General features: G+C 36.8%; 15 protein-coding genes. 6 read left to right on the plus strand and 9 right to left on the minus strand.

Translation table 11 applies throughout. The features are described 5' to 3' along the window. The first annotated feature begins 499 nt into the window (after nucleotides 1-499). From J2S08_RS10400 to J2S08_RS10410, 3 genes are all read left to right on the plus strand, one after another. Nucleotides 500-1,633, plus strand: coding sequence for a response regulator aspartate phosphatase (locus J2S08_RS10400; RefSeq protein WP_307229268.1), 1,134 nt, complete (start codon nucleotides 500-502; stop codon nucleotides 1,631-1,633). After that, nucleotides 1,623-2,306: a hypothetical protein gene (locus J2S08_RS10405; RefSeq protein WP_307229270.1), complete on the plus strand. Its 684-nt coding sequence runs from the start codon at nucleotides 1,623-1,625 to the stop codon at nucleotides 2,304-2,306. Before J2S08_RS10400 ends, J2S08_RS10405 begins: the two co-directional genes overlap by 11 nt. Nucleotides 2,307-2,610: 304 nt before the next feature. Next, nucleotides 2,611-3,720, plus strand: a complete 1,110-nt coding sequence (locus tag J2S08_RS10410; protein WP_307229271.1) for a response regulator aspartate phosphatase — start codon at nucleotides 2,611-2,613, stop codon at nucleotides 3,718-3,720. A 292-nt stretch (nucleotides 3,721-4,012) separates the two neighbouring features. On the opposite strand, the gene J2S08_RS10415 is transcribed toward J2S08_RS10410, so the two are convergent. The 3 genes from J2S08_RS10415 to J2S08_RS10425 all read right to left on the minus strand — a co-directional run bounded on the left by J2S08_RS10415 (nucleotide 4,013) and on the right by J2S08_RS10425 (nucleotide 6,210). Further along, nucleotides 4,013-4,264, minus strand: a complete 252-nt coding sequence (locus J2S08_RS10415) for a hypothetical protein (RefSeq protein ID WP_307229272.1) — start codon at nucleotides 4,262-4,264, stop codon at nucleotides 4,013-4,015. Between the two features lie 109 nt (nucleotides 4,265-4,373). Then, nucleotides 4,374-5,069 carry a GNAT family N-acetyltransferase gene (locus J2S08_RS10420; protein WP_370875665.1) on the minus strand — a complete coding sequence of 232 codons (696 nt, stop codon included), beginning with the start codon at nucleotides 5,067-5,069 and terminating at the stop codon, nucleotides 4,374-4,376. Between the two features lie 31 nt (nucleotides 5,070-5,100). Further along, complete coding sequence (locus J2S08_RS10425) at nucleotides 5,101-6,210, minus strand: mandelate racemase/muconate lactonizing enzyme family protein (protein ID WP_307229274.1); 1,110 nt, start codon at nucleotides 6,208-6,210, stop codon at nucleotides 5,101-5,103. An 87-nt stretch (nucleotides 6,211-6,297) separates the two neighbouring features. On the opposite strand from J2S08_RS10425, the gene J2S08_RS10430 reads away from it, so the two are divergent. Further along, nucleotides 6,298-7,563, plus strand: coding sequence for a transcriptional regulator (locus J2S08_RS10430; RefSeq protein ID WP_307229276.1), 1,266 nt, complete (start codon nucleotides 6,298-6,300; stop codon nucleotides 7,561-7,563). 36 nt (nucleotides 7,564-7,599) lie between these two features. Here J2S08_RS10430 and nhaC read toward each other — a convergent pair whose 3' ends face one another. Then, entirely contained in the window at nucleotides 7,600-9,021 is a 1,422-nt protein-coding gene (gene nhaC, locus J2S08_RS10435; protein WP_307229278.1) for a Na+/H+ antiporter NhaC, read from the minus strand. A gap of 301 nt (nucleotides 9,022-9,322) precedes the next feature. After that, complete coding sequence (locus J2S08_RS10440) at nucleotides 9,323-10,165, minus strand: SAM hydrolase/SAM-dependent halogenase family protein (protein ID WP_307229280.1); 843 nt, start codon at nucleotides 10,163-10,165, stop codon at nucleotides 9,323-9,325. A 928-nt stretch (nucleotides 10,166-11,093) separates the two neighbouring features. On the opposite strand from J2S08_RS10440, the gene J2S08_RS10445 reads away from it, so the two are divergent. Continuing rightward, nucleotides 11,094-12,131 carry an RpnC/YadD family protein gene (locus J2S08_RS10445; protein WP_307229281.1) on the plus strand — a complete coding sequence of 346 codons (1,038 nt, stop codon included), beginning with the start codon at nucleotides 11,094-11,096 and terminating at the stop codon, nucleotides 12,129-12,131. Between the two features lie 79 nt (nucleotides 12,132-12,210). Next, nucleotides 12,211-12,423 carry a hypothetical protein gene (locus J2S08_RS10450; protein ID WP_307229282.1) on the plus strand — a complete coding sequence of 71 codons (213 nt, stop codon included), beginning with the start codon at nucleotides 12,211-12,213 and terminating at the stop codon, nucleotides 12,421-12,423. A gap of 60 nt (nucleotides 12,424-12,483) precedes the next feature. Here the strand turns inward: J2S08_RS10450 and J2S08_RS10455 are convergent, their stop codons facing one another. The 4 genes from J2S08_RS10455 to J2S08_RS10470 form a co-directional block, all read right to left on the minus strand. After that, nucleotides 12,484-13,716, minus strand: a complete 1,233-nt coding sequence (locus J2S08_RS10455; protein ID WP_307229284.1) for a peptidase U32 family protein — start codon at nucleotides 13,714-13,716, stop codon at nucleotides 12,484-12,486. A gap of 14 nt (nucleotides 13,717-13,730) precedes the next feature. Further along, the gene (locus tag J2S08_RS10460; RefSeq protein ID WP_370875668.1) at nucleotides 13,731-14,648 is read right to left on the minus strand and encodes a peptidase U32 family protein; all 918 of its coding nucleotides are present in this window, start codon (nucleotides 14,646-14,648) and stop codon (nucleotides 13,731-13,733) included. Between the two features lie 323 nt (nucleotides 14,649-14,971). Continuing rightward, nucleotides 14,972-15,406 (minus strand): ABC transporter substrate-binding protein, encoded by a 435-nt coding sequence (locus J2S08_RS10465; RefSeq protein WP_307229407.1) that lies wholly within the window; start codon nucleotides 15,404-15,406, stop codon nucleotides 14,972-14,974. 139 nt (nucleotides 15,407-15,545) lie between these two features. Then, nucleotides 15,546-16,175: a hypothetical protein gene (locus tag J2S08_RS10470; protein WP_307229287.1), complete on the minus strand. Its 630-nt coding sequence runs from the start codon at nucleotides 16,173-16,175 to the stop codon at nucleotides 15,546-15,548. Nucleotides 16,176-16,613 lie beyond the last annotated feature (438 nt).

The raw sequence follows: 16,613 nt of genomic DNA on the forward strand, positions 1-16,613 counted from the left end.
AATATCTCCCCTACATGTCGAAATGAGTATAATGACAAAACAATTCGGTCTATTTGGAAGATGACCTATGCTTATTATCGACAAGAAAATTCATATGATCTTTATCATTTAGAACATACTACCATTCCAAATGTTCTTATTCAGGCATCAATATATTCGAAGTGATGTAAAAAAACCTTCAGAACATCATTGTAGCTAATAAATCGACATAATCATTATACATCTCTGAAAATAATCAACAAAATTGCTTTTACCAGTATTATTTTACATCATTCGAGCAAATTGGGTAATTAGACCTCTTTATTTGTAAACTAAACCCTATTATAATAAAAATATGTAATATTAGTATAAAATGGTTAAACATCTCTATATCCCCTTTAAACTGACATCTTCTGAAATAAAACATTTGAGGTGTTCCAGTGCATTGCTATTTTTTTGAGGCAACATTGATCACCTAGCTATAAATGGCGATGTTATGCTAATGAAAGGAGATGGATCAGTGAAACAGTTAATTTCTTCAGAAACCGTTGCAACAAAGCTAAACAACTGGTACGCTTTCATTCGAAAAAATCAAGTCTCAGAAGCACAGCACATAAAAGCTCAAATTGAAACAGAACTTGATCATATGGAGGAAGACCAAAACGTCTTGTTGTATTACTCCTTGCTAGATTTTCGCCACCAACTTATGCTCAGTTATGTAAAACCTCATTTGGCTACAGAAATAAATGGTTCACTAGCATTAATAGAAGAGAAAAAAGAAGTCATTGTCAACCACCAGCTAGGCGACATCATTCAATACTACTTTTGGTTTTTTAAAGGCATGTATGAATTTAGAAGAAATAATTTTCCTACCGCAATTTCTTTTTATAAGAAAGCAGAGAAAAAGATAACGATGGTAGTTGATGATGTAGAAAAAGCAGAATTTTATTACAAACTTTCTGAAATTTATTATCACATGAAACAAAACTATTACTCTATGCATTATGCCCACCTCGCTAGTAACATATTTAGTGCCCACAAAGGATTAGAAGAGAAAAAAATATATTGTGATTTCATTATTGCTGGAAACTTAAAAGACAGTTTGAAATATGATGAAGCTTTAGAAAAGTATACACAAGCACTATTTGCTGCAAGTAAAACCAACAATAAAAACTTAATTGCTTCAGCTTGCTATAATGTCGGTATTTGCTATTTTTACCGTCATGAATTAGACAAGGCTGCTAAGTATATGGAAGAAGCACTTGATATTTTTGGACAAGAAACCTCTTCTTATGTACCAAAGGTGTTGTACACTTTAATGTTTATAAAAGTAAAGCAAAGGAACAACGAAAAAGCAAGCATCCTCTATAAGCAAGGTATGCGTGCAGCTCATTCGTTAAACAATGAAGAGTACATCGCAAAATTGACTATTTTAAATGAATTGTACTTAGGAGAAGGCAACAATGAAATCATCGAACTAGAATTTGATTACTTAGAATCAAAAAATCTATATGAAGCTGTGGAAGAATTATCGATTGAAGCGGCTAAATATTATTCAGAAAATAGACTCTTTGAAGAATCGGTGTATTATTTCAACAAAAATATTAAAGCTAGACAAAAAATTCAAAAGGGAGATGAAGTGCATGAAGGTTAAGTATCTGTTAGGATTACTCATTTTGTTAGTCGTATTGGCAGCACCAACTAGTGGAATGATTCAAACAAAAAGCAGTAACGCTCAAATGCATGTTGCGGAAAGAGCGATTACCAGCTCCGTTCCTAATATGCAGCTGGCGGAAAGAGCGATTACTAGTTCTGTTCCTAGCATGTATCTAGCGGAAAGAGCGATTACTAGCTCGGTTCCTAATATTCAGCTGGCGGAAAGAGCGATTACTAGTTCTGTTCCTAGCATGTATCTGGCGGAAAGAGCGATTACTAGCTCGGTTCCTCGCATGCATCTGGCGGAAAGAGCAATTACTAGTTCTGTTCCTCGTATGCATCTGGCAGAAAGAGCGATTACTAGCTCCATTCCTAATATGCATCTGGCGGAAAGAGCAATTACTAGTTCTGTTCCTCGTATGCATCTGGCAGAAAGAGCGATTACTAGTTCTGTTCCTAATATGTACCTTGCAGAAAGAGCGATTACTAGTTCTGTTCCTAGCATGCATCTAGCGGAAAGAGCGATTACTAGCTCTGTTCCTCGTATGCATCTGGCAGAAAGAGCGATTACTAGCTCCATTCCTAATATGCAGCTGGCGGAAAGAGCGATTACTAGTTCCGTTCCTAATATGCATTTAGCGGAAAGAGCGATTACTAGCTCAGTTGCCTAGCATGTACATTGCATAAAGAGGGATCACAAGCTCTATTTCTCCGCAATACTATTAAAAGATGTGTTTACTGGATATATGCACGCACAAAACGTACTGGCTTAAACTTACTTTAATCACCTGGCCGAGTGCCAGGTTTTCTTTATCCTCGAATGATTTAAACCATAATAGTACGAATAGTATGATTAACTCTTATAAATTGACAGTTTCATTGTTGCGCCATTGGTAATTTTAGTATTTGTTGTATTATATTTCTATACTTGGTATTATAGTATTAGGTTAAAACTACAAAGGAGAGGAGTCTTGAATGAATGTAAAAGTCATTCCAAAAACAGAAGTTACTAGCCTTTTAAATGATTGGCATCAAGAAATTCGGTTTCGAAATTATACAAAGTCACAGGAGTTAAAAAAAGAAATTGACAACAAAATTCATCATATGGAAGAAGATCAATCAGTTCTTCTATACTATTCCCTATTAGATTATCGGTACAAAGCTTTCACAGAAGATTTTTCTACCGGTCTTCATTTAACAAAAGATAATTTCCAGGCTATTGAATCATTTGGTTCACCAACGAATGATCTTTTAAACTATTATTATTATTTTTTTAAAGCTTCCAATGAAACTGCTCTAGGTAACTATCGATATGCAGGTAAACTTTACAAACAAGCGGAAATCCTTTTAACACAAATCCCTGATGAAGTGGAGAAAGCTGATTTTTATTTTAAATATGCTGCATATTGTTACTGTATCCAACAACCTCTTTTGGTGATTAAATATACCTCAAAGTCAGAAAAAATTTTTTCTGAACAATTCGGATATGATTTTAATATTGCTTGTTGCAAAAATATGTTAGGAGTAGCTTGGATATCCTTAAAACAATTTGATCAAGCGGAAACCTTAATAATGGAAGCAATCGAGATTTTAAAAAGACGAAATAAAAAAAGCGAAGAACTAATTCTTTTAAGATTTCATCATAATTTAGGGATGCTTTATGCAGAAAAAAACCAGCCTATAGAAGCAATTAAATATTTTTCTAAAATATCAGCGAGAATACCTAACCATTTTAAATCGGTATTTTTAGAAGCGAGAGAACGAGTGAAATTAAAAGAAACAGAGGATGCTGCTAGGTTAATTGAAAGAGGATTAAAAATATGCCAGGAATTAAACAACAAACAATATAAATATCATTTTAACATTTTACAAGATCTAAACGAAAATGCTCCTGCAAAGGTTCTTGAAAAATCTGTATTGGATGCATTTACTTATTTTGAACATGAAGGCTTACATGAATATGTCCGGGAGTATGCTGAAACATTAGCAATCCGATTTCACGAAGAGGGAAATTATTCAAAAGCAAGCAACTATTTTTACTTAGTTCATAAAAAGAGAGAAAAACAATTTCAGAAAGGGAGATAAATATGAAGAAAAAAGTAATAGGACTATTAATGACTGTTGTTTTAATAAGTGGACTGTCAATTATAAACCAAAAACAAGAACATCCTACCCCATCCCATAGCAAGGTTATTCTACAATTTCATGGGGAGACACCTACAGGCTGGTAATAACAAAATGAATCCTAAAACAAAGGGTTCCCTTGTTCATTTTTCATCAGAATTCTTTCATACCTTACTTTTATTTCAATTATGAGAACAAGGCTAAGTTAAAAGAGTCCCCACTTAACGACCCTTTAACTTAGCCTTTTGTACTCTTAAAATGTAATAATCATCTGCAAAACAACGTTCGTATCATCATTGACTAATACATATAACGCTTTTGTTTTTGGGTGATTTGCAAAATATCTTATTGCCAAAGAATGTTTCAAGCTACCATCTAACATCCAGTTTTTCGGGAAAAAAATTTTTTCTTCCTTGCTCTGAGAAGCCAAGCATACATATTCAAATACTGTATTAAAATCATGATCATCTATATTTTTAATGACAGAACAATCCATTTTATCCAATCCATCTTAATCCTCCCCCAAAATATGTATTGGCCGGAAAAATACAAAAGAGTTGTCCCATCTATCAGTTTACCTGATTTTGGAACAACTCCCTAGTATTTCACTTGCTTTATTTCCTAAAATCAACCCAATAGTCGCCATTGCGGTTTGCCATTTGAAAGCAGCGCCAGCCATCTGCAAGCAGCGCCTGTTGACCAGCTGTGTCGTCCATGCGAAGTGTTCGAACTGCCGCTTCCGTTTTTTGTCTTCCTTCCTTTAGTTCCTTCACGAAAATATAGCGCAATTTGCCGCCGTATTTTTCTTTCAACGCTGCGATTTCCATTCCTTGAGCAAATTTATCCTTCAGGCTCGGAATATTAAAAGGTGCAACTGTACAGCATACATAGGCGTATGTCTTGTTTTGTTTTGCGAGCTCTTTCATGATAATCGTTGCCAAAGTTTGCTGCAAACGATTTCCGCGATAAGCGGGATGCACATTGGATATTTCTTGATAGATGACACTGGCTAACTCTTCTTTTGTTAAGCCAATATCTCTGCCTAAATGATCTTCATCTATCAAAGGAACCATCAACGCCCGAAAGGCAATGAGTTGTTCGTCTACGAACGCTCCGATCATGAGGCCGTTTCCTTCCAATATATATTGAAAATCGTCTCTCGTAAGCGGCGCTAATACTGCTTTATCTTCCAGAGAGGCAACAACTTTACCTTGCAACGTTAAAATGGCATCCAAATCTGTTAAAGATAATAGATGAACCTCAAATGGCTGCATCGAGTGCAGCAATATTCCTCTCTCAATCAGTTTCACTGCTTATCCCTCCTTACTTTTATTTTGTGCGTTATCTAATTGCATCTTGAAAAACGGTCATTTCTTGTAAGTGTTCATCATTGATGTCAATTCCTAACCCTGGTTGCTCGGTCAGTTGTATAAAAGGAACATCATAATGCAGATTGCCAACGTCTTTCGAAAACTTCAACGGTCCAGTCAGTTCCACACTTGTAATAATCTTTTTCGAAAAGGCGACATGAAATCCTGCCGCAGAACCAACTGATGACTCCACCATGGAACCAACTTGACATTCGATACCAACCATTTCTGCTTGATGCGCTAATTTTACAGCAGGATAAATACCCCCACATTTCATGAGTTTAATATTCACTTTATCAGCTGCGTTTTTCTGAATAATTTCCCGCATTTCCCGTATTCCTTTTAATCCCTCATCAATCATAAGCGGAATATCTGTCTTTGATCTAATAAACGCCATCCCATCAATATCATCGGCAAGAACAGGCTGCTCCAGCCAGTCAATTTCAAGATCGCGCAAAGAACGAATGGCAGTTAATGTTGCAGCGCTGTTTTTCCAGCCTTGGTTTACGTCGACGCGAATTGCTGGATTATTTCCTATTCGTTTTCGTACAGCCTCAATTCTTTTAACATCCTTTTTAATATCTGTGCCAACTTTCATTTTAAAAGAATCATAACCTTTAGCCATCATAGCAGCTGCTTCTTCAGCCATTTGTTCTGGCTCCGCTATGCTCAACACATGTGTGATTGGAAATTTATCATGATAGCGGCCGCCAATCAATTGGTAGACAGGTTGGCCAAGCTTTTTCCCCATTATGTCAAAGCAAGCAATGTCAATAGCGGCTTTTGCTGTTGGTGCTCCATAGATCGTACGATTCATGATTTCATGTAATTTCTCCATTTCCATTGGGTTTTGCCCTATTACTGCTGGACCCAACGTATTTTTCAACGTATGAAAAATGCCTTCCCACGTTTCTCCAGTTACATGTTCATCTGCAACACTTTCCCCATAACCGACAATCCCTTCGTCTGTTTCAATTTTGACAATAACAGATGGCATATATTGATAAGAGTGATAACTGATCACAAATGGTACATGAAGAGGCAAGTGAATGGCATATAGGTCAATCGCTTTAATTTTCAAAAAGTTCATTCCTTTCTGTTTACAATCATGGTTTATTTTGATATAGTTGTCGTAAAATAGACGCAAAATAGAGGAGTTGTAGCACTCATGACAAAAATTGCGGTTATCGGTTCAGCAGATTTTATCGCTCATATTTTGTCTGTTGCACCTCAAATAAAAGACATCGAAGTCGAACCATATGTGTATAAAGAGCCACAAGAAGCAGCGGAGCTGATCAAACATTTAAAGCCATGTGATGTTATCTTTTATTCAGGTGCATTGCCATTCTATTTTTCCAAAAACTTGCGAGAACAGCTGCCGATTCCGGCGCTCTATCTGGAGCAGGATGAAATGGCAATTGCTTCAACACTACTTTCTATTGTCCATCATCATAACATTCCGATTGAACGAATTTCAATCGATTTAACCGATGCTTCCTTTGTTGCTAATGTATTAACAGACATTGGTATTGAGCGTTCACCTGTTCATGTAATGGATTATACGAGCATGCTGCCAGACAAATTTGACACAGCAGCAATCGTTGACTTTCACCTTTCCCGCTTTAAATCGGGCGCAATTGATTTGGCATTAACGAGTGTCCATGCAGTATATGATCAACTACAAGCACTTCAAGTGCCGGCCAAGCGAATGATTGATCCAACTAAAGCAGTCATTCGCGGTTTGCAAGATGCCAAAGCACGTGCTGAATTAGCGAAACACCACGCTGCCACAGTTGCAGTCTGCTATTTGTCGTTAACGAAGCAGGATGAGTTTCAACATCAATATGTCGATGTTTTCGCTCATCTTTTACATGCTTCTGTTCAACAAATAGATGAATGTACTTTCACACTTTATAGTACACGCGGGCGTATTGAAGCACTTATGGAAAGCGGCGAATTTCATCACTTTCTATTAAAATGGCAAGATACAGTTGTAGCTGGTTTTGGCTATGGGACTACTGCTGCCGAAGCCGAACAAAACGCAAAAATTGCTCGGAGCTTTGCAGCTGATCACAAAACCGAAAGCTGCGGATATATTTTAACGGAAGAAAAAGAACTGCTTGGTCCTTTTCCAAAAGAAAAGAAAACACAACGTCTAAAAAATGACCATCCTGAATTGCTGCAAATTGCAAAACAAATAAAACTGAGCCCTGCAAACCTGTCAAAAATCATTCAGTTTAGCAAGTCTCGCCAGACGCTGCAATTTACCGCTGCCGATCTGTCCAGTTATTTGCAAGTGACACGCCGCTCCACCGAACGCATTTTAAAAAAATTAGTTGATCATGGATACGCCAAAATTGTCGGTCAAGAAATGACCTATCAGCAAGGCCGCCCTCGTTCAGTATATGAGCTCAATATACCAATCTATCAGTAAAAAGTGAAAAGTGCTTTTAGCAGACTTTTCGCTTTTTTATTCATTCAAAGTCATCTCTTCTGCTTTATTTAATGCGATTATTTCTGATTCTGTTAATTTTGTAATCGTGATTCCAGTAAACGCATAGATCATAGATATAATGGGAACAACGAAGTTCAGCACTGCATATGGAGCATATTCAAACGCATGCACGCCTAACGTACCAAATATAAAGACACCGCACGTATTCCATGGGATAAAGACAGATGTCAACGTTCCGCCGTCTTCAAGTGCACGCGATAAGTTTTTTGAATGGAGACCGTTATCTCTGTAAGCCTTTACATACATGCGCGACGGAATCACAATGGAAATGTATTGCTCAGAGCATGTAGCATTCGTTGCAAAACAAGATGCAATCGTTGATACAATAAGTCCTTTTGCTGTTTTTGCAAGCTTCAAAATTTGATTGACAATTGCTTTCAGCATGCCTGTCTGTTCCAAGACACCGCCAAATGTCATCGCTACAATTGTCATTGAAACCGTATTCATCATTGATTCTAGACCGCCGCTATTAAACAAATTATCAACCATTTCATTCCCTGTATTAATCACATAGCCATTTTGCAAAGCGCTAATTGCTTCAGCAAAAGAGCCTCCTTGTATGAAAACATGAGAAAGAAATCCAAGAAAAATCCCAATAATAAGTGCAGGAATTGCGGGCACTTTTTTGGCTACGAGGACAATAACAAACAATGGGATAATGAGTAGAAATGGTGAAATAACAAAGTTATTTTGCAATGCATGAATCGTTTGTTCAATATCCGTCGTGTCTACTCCACTTTTGCCAAAATTTTTCCCTAAAAACCAGTATACGGTCAAAGCAATGACCAGCCCTGGAACAGTTGTATAAAGCATATGGCGAATATGTTCAAATAAATTCGTATTCGTTAGTCCAGCTGCTAAGTTAGTTGTATCTGAAAGCGGTGACATTTTATCTCCAAAATAAGCACCAGAAATGATCGCACCTGCAACCATTGGTGCGGGAATTCCCATGCTCAGACCAATCCCCATGCCAGCGACACCGATCGTCCCCATCGTTGACCATGAACTTCCAACCGCTAATGAAACAATCGCACATATTAGAGTAATAGATATTAAGAAAAAGGAAGGTGTAATCATTTTTAATCCGTAGTAAATCATTGTTGCGACGATTCCGCCGCCTATCCAAGCACCAATAGTTAATCCAACAAGGATAATGATGACTACTGCTGGCAGTGCAAGGCGAATTCCTTTATACATCGCGTCCTCAATTTCTTTCCATTTAAATCCGTATCGAAGCGCAACAAGTGAAGCAACAGTCGTTCCGACAATAAGTGGAATATGTGGGCCTTGTTCGAATTTCACAACGCTGAGATACATTACTGTAATCATGATGACGAGCGGAATAATAGCGCTCCAAAACGGGATCTTTTTTTCCATACTTTTCCTCCTTGAAGACTTTACATTTTTTGACTATTTTTAATTGTCGTATAATAGACGCTATTAGCGTAATAATAAATGTTTTGTCTTAGCGTGTCAACTTGATTTTCACCTTCTCCCTATTAATATAATGGAAAAGGAAAGAACTTGTCTATGACATTAGATCGCACGCGCTTTTTAATGATACATGGTAAAAAAGGCAGATGTGTCTATTTTACCAAAAAAGTTTAAAAATACGAAGATTAAAAGAAAAAACCGTCTGCCATAAGCCAAACGGTTTAAATTCATGGTGCTAAGTTATTTAACATTTACAGATTATTATCTTTCTATTGATACTACCAGGCTCAATATGATACATTTCCGCAAATGAACCTTGATTAATAGCAATCCCAAGCTTTTCAAGTGAATTGACAAAGATTAATGGCTCTCCTACATGACTATCAGCGAAGGAACGGCCAAACGTCATCACATTTTGATATAATTGACGTTTTTCATCTTCTATGGTCACTTCAAATGAATCACCATACTGCACTTCTAATTCTTTAAAAAGGGATCGATCGATATTCGTCCATAGATTCCCAAAACGGATATCGAGAATATCAATATTTCCCATGATGACTCCATTTTTCATGCAAGCTTCCGATTTTGGCAGTTCAATGATAGAATCTACTGCAATTACTGGTCCTGCCTGTTCGAAAGTAATCACCTTTGATGCCAGTCTAGCCCCTGTATAAGCGTATACGTCACGGCCGTGAAAAGTATATGATTCTCCAGAATGCGGAAGCCGATTAATAGATTCATCAATGATTCTCGCTTCAATGATGCCGCTATTGTTCTTCATATGTGTCAGCGTACCGTTGTCTGGTGTAATGATATATTGGTTTGCAGCTGTCTTAGCAACAATACTTCTCCTTTCAGAACCGACACCAGGGTCGACGACAGATATAAATACGGTCTCTTCCGGCCAATAGGACATTGTCTGATAAAGACGATAGGAAGCCTCCCAAACATTATACTGCGGAATGTCATGTGTTAAATCAAAAATCCTGAGTGATGGATCAACCGACATTGCCACTCCATACATCGCACATACAGCCCCATCACTCGTGCCAAAATCAGTTTGTAATACCAATCTACTATTCACCATTCTCTCCTCCATTCATTTATAAAGTGAAACTTCTATCAGTGGGGGTTTTCTCTCATCCCCCACTGATGAGAAGTAGAACAAAGGCTAAGGTCGCAACGTCCTGTTGCAACGCCTTTGTGACCGACATCCTGTCGGCCCGAACCAATCGGACATTTACTGGCAGTTATCCCCCACCTTGACTTCTTCGATTCCTCTTAATCTTGAGGTGGGGGTCTTACTGCCAGTTAGATGTGGGATAAATAATGTCGTTAAAAACAAAAAAACCACGCCCCTATCGAATACGATAAGGACGTGGTTGAATACGTGGTACCACCTTATTTCGCTGTTTGCTCACGACAAACAGCCTTTGCCAGTACAAGAGTATCATACTCCTTATACTGTGGTATTGATAACGAGTACCAAATCTCGTCGGAACCTAATCACACCTATAAGGTCTATTCAAAAAGAAGTTGAATAAGCGTGCATCGTTGTCACTATGTTTTTACATTGACGAAATGCGTATAGATTTTCAGCAACTTTTTGAACATCCTATCAAATGTTTTCAGCACGAAACTTAGAGGCCATTGTTCAGATTCGTATTTTTGCTTCTTTTCAGCTCCCGAAGCTCTCTGTAAAAAATAACTTTATCCTACTTTCCCTCTTCACCGTTTTTAAAATATTTAGGTAATAAAGTGAAACTTCCATGAGTGGGGGTTTTCTTTCATCCCCTACTCATGGTTAGTTGAACCAATCGGACATTTACTGGCAGTATCCCCCACCTAGCGCTTCTGATTCCTCTTACTCCCTGAGGTAGGGGTCTACTGCCAGTTAGATGTGGGATAAATATTAAGATTCATTGTACGGGACTACTAAACAAAATGCAATATAGAACATACATTCGTTTTTTGTTATAATGGGAGTGAGAAACGGAAGGATGTGATAAAATATGTTAAAGATATTCGTATTAGAGAAACCAGTTCATTATGCATCTATTGACTATGATGGTCTTTGGAAAAAGTTAATTATCGAATTATTTGAAGAATTTGTTCTGTTCGTTGCCCCTGATTTGTATAAAGAGATTGATTTTACACACACACCGGATTTCTTGCAGCAGGAACTATTTAAAGAGGTGATAAAGGAAAAGAAAGGGAAAAAGATAGCAGATCAAATTGTTAAAGTTTTTTTAAAAGATGGACAAGAACAATGGATTCTGATCCATATTGAAGTACAAGGAGATCGTGATCCTGACTTTTCTAAAAGAATGTTTCGTTATTACTACCGTATCTTTGATCAATATGATCGAGATATTGTAGCAATTGCGCTTTTTACAGATTCTTCGAATCGTTTTCGACCTCATATGTTTCAAAAATCGTTATTTGGGACGAAGTTGACGTATGAATATAATGTATGTAAAATAATGGATCACCATGAAACAAAGCTTACACAATCCAAAAACCCATTTGCCATTGGTTTGTTAGCTGGAATCTTAGCTAATAAATCGAAAAAGGATGACAAGAAACGTTATCACTTCAAACGGAAATTAATAAAAATGATTTTAGAAAAAACTGACTTTCCCCCAAAAGAACAGCGCATCTACGTATCTACTCTCATCTATTTTATTGACTACTTATTACAAATTCCAGAAGATTTAACGACAAAACTGCGAAAAGAAATAAAAATTTCCAAGGAGGAAATCGACATGATGTACTTAGATAGAAATAATCTCCCGCCAACATTTGGGCATTGGATGAGGCTGGAAAGAGAAGAAGGAAAAGAAGAAGGGAGAAAAGAGGGTAGGAGAGAAGGAAGAAGAGAAGGAATAATGGAAGGGAGAAAAGCGGGTAAAGGAGAAGGAGAGCTTCAAGCGAAAAAAAGACTGGCCTATAAATTAATTCAGGAGCAGTTTTCTGAGGATTATGTTGCTCAGTTGACAGAATTACATTTAGAGGAGGTAAAGAAGCTACGGGATTCTGTGATGAATTAAGTATCCAAAGCTGAATTTATGCATTTTTGTGAATTAAAATAAAACTACGAAATGATAAATTTCCAAGGAGAAAATTGACATGATGTACTTAGACCGTAATAATTTGCCGCCAACATTTGGGCATTGGATGAGGGTGGAAAGAGAAGAAGGAAAAGGAGAAGGAGAGTTTCAGACGAAAAAAAGGCTAGCCTTGAAATTATTACAAGAGCAGTTTTCCGAGGATTATGTTGCTCAGTTGACAGAATTAAGTCTCGAAGAGGTAAAGAAACTGCGAGAGTCTACGATGAACTAGTGATTGTTGAATTTAACAAAAACCCCATTAAGAAATCTTAATGGGGTAGACAAAATAGAGCTATTTCTTTTTTCTCATCATATCAAATGGTTTAACTGGAGCATTTACTTTTGTTTTCACAATCATCATGGCATGTGCTGCTCGGTCAATCGGTGCATCATTCTCATCCCATAACGAATCGATTGTTTGACGTAAATGGGTGAAACCAGGTCCATAAAACTCGACTTCATCTCCAACACCAAAATGATTACGTTGTTGGATCGTTGCCATTTTCGTTTCTTCATCATAAGCTAACACTTGGCCTATAAATACATACGCTGGGATTTTACGACGTTTTCCAAATAGTTGCTGGTCCTCACTTGGTATACCGTAATAAAAACCAGTCGATAATTCTCGTTGCGCGACTTTCCATAATTCATCTTCCCACTCTTGCTTAAATTCATAATGATCTGGATCGTTGCAATAAGCATCAACTGCTTGCCGATATACATTCGAAACGGTCGACACATAATGAATCGACTTCATACGTCCTTCAATTTTCAAACTGTCTACACCGTTTTCAACTAAATCTGGAATATGGTGAATCATCGACATATCAACCGCACTCATGGAAAACGCCTCTACAGGGTCGCCTTCCAATAGTGATTCATGTTCGCCCGACTCCGGCATCTCAAATAAATCATATTTCCAGCGGCAAGACTGTGAGCAGCCGCCGCGATTTGCGTCACGTGCTGACATGTGATTAGATAACACACATCTTCCTGAATAAGAAATACACATTGCTCCATGAATAAACGCCTCAATTTCAACGTCTGTTTTTTGGCGAATTTCTTTAATCTCATCCATGCCGACTTCTCTAGCCAAGACAACACGCTCTAGCCCTTCTTGATGCCAAAAATTGAGTGTTTCATAATTAGTTGCAGAAGCTTGCGTTGATAAGTGAATTGGCAATCCCGGTGCTTCGGTTGCACAGATTTCAATTAAAGCTGGGTCTGATACAATCACCGCATTGATGCCAATATCTCGCAATGTCCGGAAAAAGTCTCCTGCGCCTTCCGCATCTTCTTCATGAGTAACCATATTTGAGGCTACATACACCTTGGCGTTGTGTTTTTTAGCAAATGCTACGCCTTCTCGCATTTCATCGAATGAAAAGTTTCCCGCTCGACTTCTTAACCCGTAAGCATTGCCGCCAATATATACAGCATCTGCACCGTAGTGAATAGCCATTTTTAACTTTTCAAGCGTCCCTGCTGGTGCTAAAACTTCTGGTTTTTTTGTTATTTTTCTCACTGTTGTTCACCTCCCTATTGTATATCGCTTGGGTCTTTTAAGAAAAAGCCTTCGTCTAGTGATCTTTCTGGTGGATGATGCGCGATGAGCTGTTCGTTTAAACGCTCCATTAATGCTGGTGTCCACGTACCTTCAGCAAAAGCTTTTTTCGCTTCAACAAAAAGCCTAGCGATAGCGATAAAATGTTCTCCTTTTGTAAAGATGCCATCTAATTTCCACTGTTTTAATCCTGTATAAACCAATTTATCTAAATGCGGCAAAAGATTGATATCATTTGTAGCAAAAATGTGCGTTCCATTTCTATCTTCGTAAACAGAGTAGTGGGTATCTTTATCTTTAGGTTCTGATAAAAATAAGCCCCGATCTTTTGTGAACGATTCTGCTTGATTTGTAAAATTAAAATAGTTTTCGACTAGCGGCCGTTTAGAATGGTGAATACATGTTGCTCCGTAAACGAGTACTTCAATTGGAACCTTAACTTGCGGCTGAATAGCTTCTAATTCTTTAAAGGTTAATTCTCTAGCAAGAACAGCCCCTTGCGCACCACGTTTTACCCAAAAATTAATTTGATTGGCGCTTGTCACCATCGTTTGCGCATCATAGACGAAAGGCAACTGAATTTGCTTTGTTTTTAAAAGATGAATGACTCCAGGATCACCAACAGTAATCAAATCAACACCGATTTCTTGTAAAAACTCCAAATAAGGTACAATTTTCTCAATTTGTTCATTATGCATGATCGCATTTACAGCGACACAAACCCGCTTCTGATGTTCGTGTGCATATGTGGTAATGGCTTCCATTTCTTCATGCGAAAATGATGCTGGCAAACGCAGCCCGAAAGATTCTTCCCCTATATATAGGGTATCAACGCCTGCAGAAACTAAAGATTTTACTTGATCAACTGATTCTGCTGTTGCGATTAGTTCAATCATTTCTTTGCCCCCTTTCATAAGTCCCTCATACTATCTATTAAAAAAACATTTTGCTCTGTGTAAAGGTTGTATTCAGTAACTCCATAGAAAAATCGTATCATAAAAAACAACTTAAAATATGAGCTTTTTGTGACAAAACTCTTTTTTTGGATTCCAACTATAAGTATTTCCTTTTTTCTAAAAAAACCACATTTTCTTTTGGTTAGGATAGGTGTGACGGTTGAAAGAGAAAAATTATCTTTCTTACACAAAAAAGACCAGGTCATCTAGACAAGGTCTTTTGCTGTTCTGATTATTTAGATGTCAACATGTCTACAATTTTATCGATCTGCATATCTTAAAGCAACTACGTCGCTATAGTAGAAGGCGTCAACATTATAGTTGTGAAAATTTCCATTTTTAACAGCAGGAAAATTGTTCCACAAAGAACTAGAAGTGATCGCTTTTTCGGCTGAATCGCCGGCATTTTCTTCTGCTGATGCATTGGAACGAACTCCTAAGAAGATATGATCCGCTTCTCCAAGAATATCAGGAATCGCTTCTTGAGAGATGCTCGCCCATCCTTTTTCAAATGCCTCTTCCTCTACTCTTTTTGGAGCTTGAAGTCCTAATACATTATAACCATACGTTTTTGTTTTTCCCATTAAGTAAATTTCTTTTTGACTTAATTCAACGATGGCTACTTTCGTGTTTTGATCCATTTTAGAAAAAAGTTCTGTTTTCTTTTCTTCGGCTTTTTTATCAAATGCCTTGATTCACTCTTTAGCCTCGTCTTCTTTATTTAACGCTTTTCCAATCTCTGTTAAACGTTTGCGAAATCTAATGGAATATAAATAGTTGAAGCAATTTTTGACAGTTCCTCATATAGCCCTTCTTCCATATGTAAAAATGATATCAGGATTTAAAGATTTTATTTATTAATCGTTCTTTAAATCCTTTTGATACCTCAAAAAACCTATCATTTCTATTTACCTTATATGCATAAATATTGTTTGAGCAGTCATCTGTACCGATGACATATACCCTTACATCTTTAACAGCTAATATATCCCCTAGATTTTCAATGTTTTCATTTGTTGAAGCAATTGCAGTATTTTCCTTAGGTAAAAAAATTCGAGGCATTGCATTCCTACCATCAATTCTTGAACGAACCTCAACTTCATTTACCTTGGATACAATTTTTAGTTTTTCTTCATTAGTATTAAGTGTAAATTGAGGGTCTAATATCTTTAATAAATAAATTATCGGCGCAATTACATAATCAGATTCATTATGATAATCCTTTAGGCACTGAATCAAAGTATATTGAATACCTTTTATGTCACATATTTGGTAAAGTTCATCTTGAACATTTTCAGCAATGATAAATTTCTCGATAGTTATAATATTCTTTTTGATAGCTTCTTTTATTAATGACTTATATTCATCTTTATACACCGCTCCTCTACTATCGTTGTAAAGAGCCTTATAATCAACCCCCTCATCTACTGCAACCCTTTTAATAAATAATTTTTCAATACTCAACTCACTCAACCCCTTTTCAAGAAAACTCTAGTTATTATACATCATAAAGACATGTCAACTCACCTCATTATACAAATTTTTATAAATATTGATTAAATTTTAATATTGAGTTGAGCTTTTGGGGTACTAACAATTCCCCTAAAAATACCAACTCTTAAAATGTTGTAAACTAGACCTTATATAAAAAAAGACACTCATTATAACTTATAAGACTAAACAAAGAAACTTTAGAGACATTAAGTCGTACTTTGACGTTTCTAAGAAAAATAACTATGTGATTACTTTTGTACAGTTCACAGTATATCTTCAAGACAAGAAATCAAGTTAAAAGTATTTATTAAAATATAAAAGAAAGACAATACCACTAATCTTTATAGTAAATGGTATTGTCTCGCTTATCTCTGCTATCAATTTTTTTATTATGAGACTTAATTTGTT

The sequence above is a fragment of the Bacillus chungangensis genome (assembly GCF_030812995.1).
GTDB classification, from domain to species: domain Bacteria; phylum Bacillota; class Bacilli; order Bacillales; family Bacillaceae_C; genus Bacillus_CF; species Bacillus_CF chungangensis.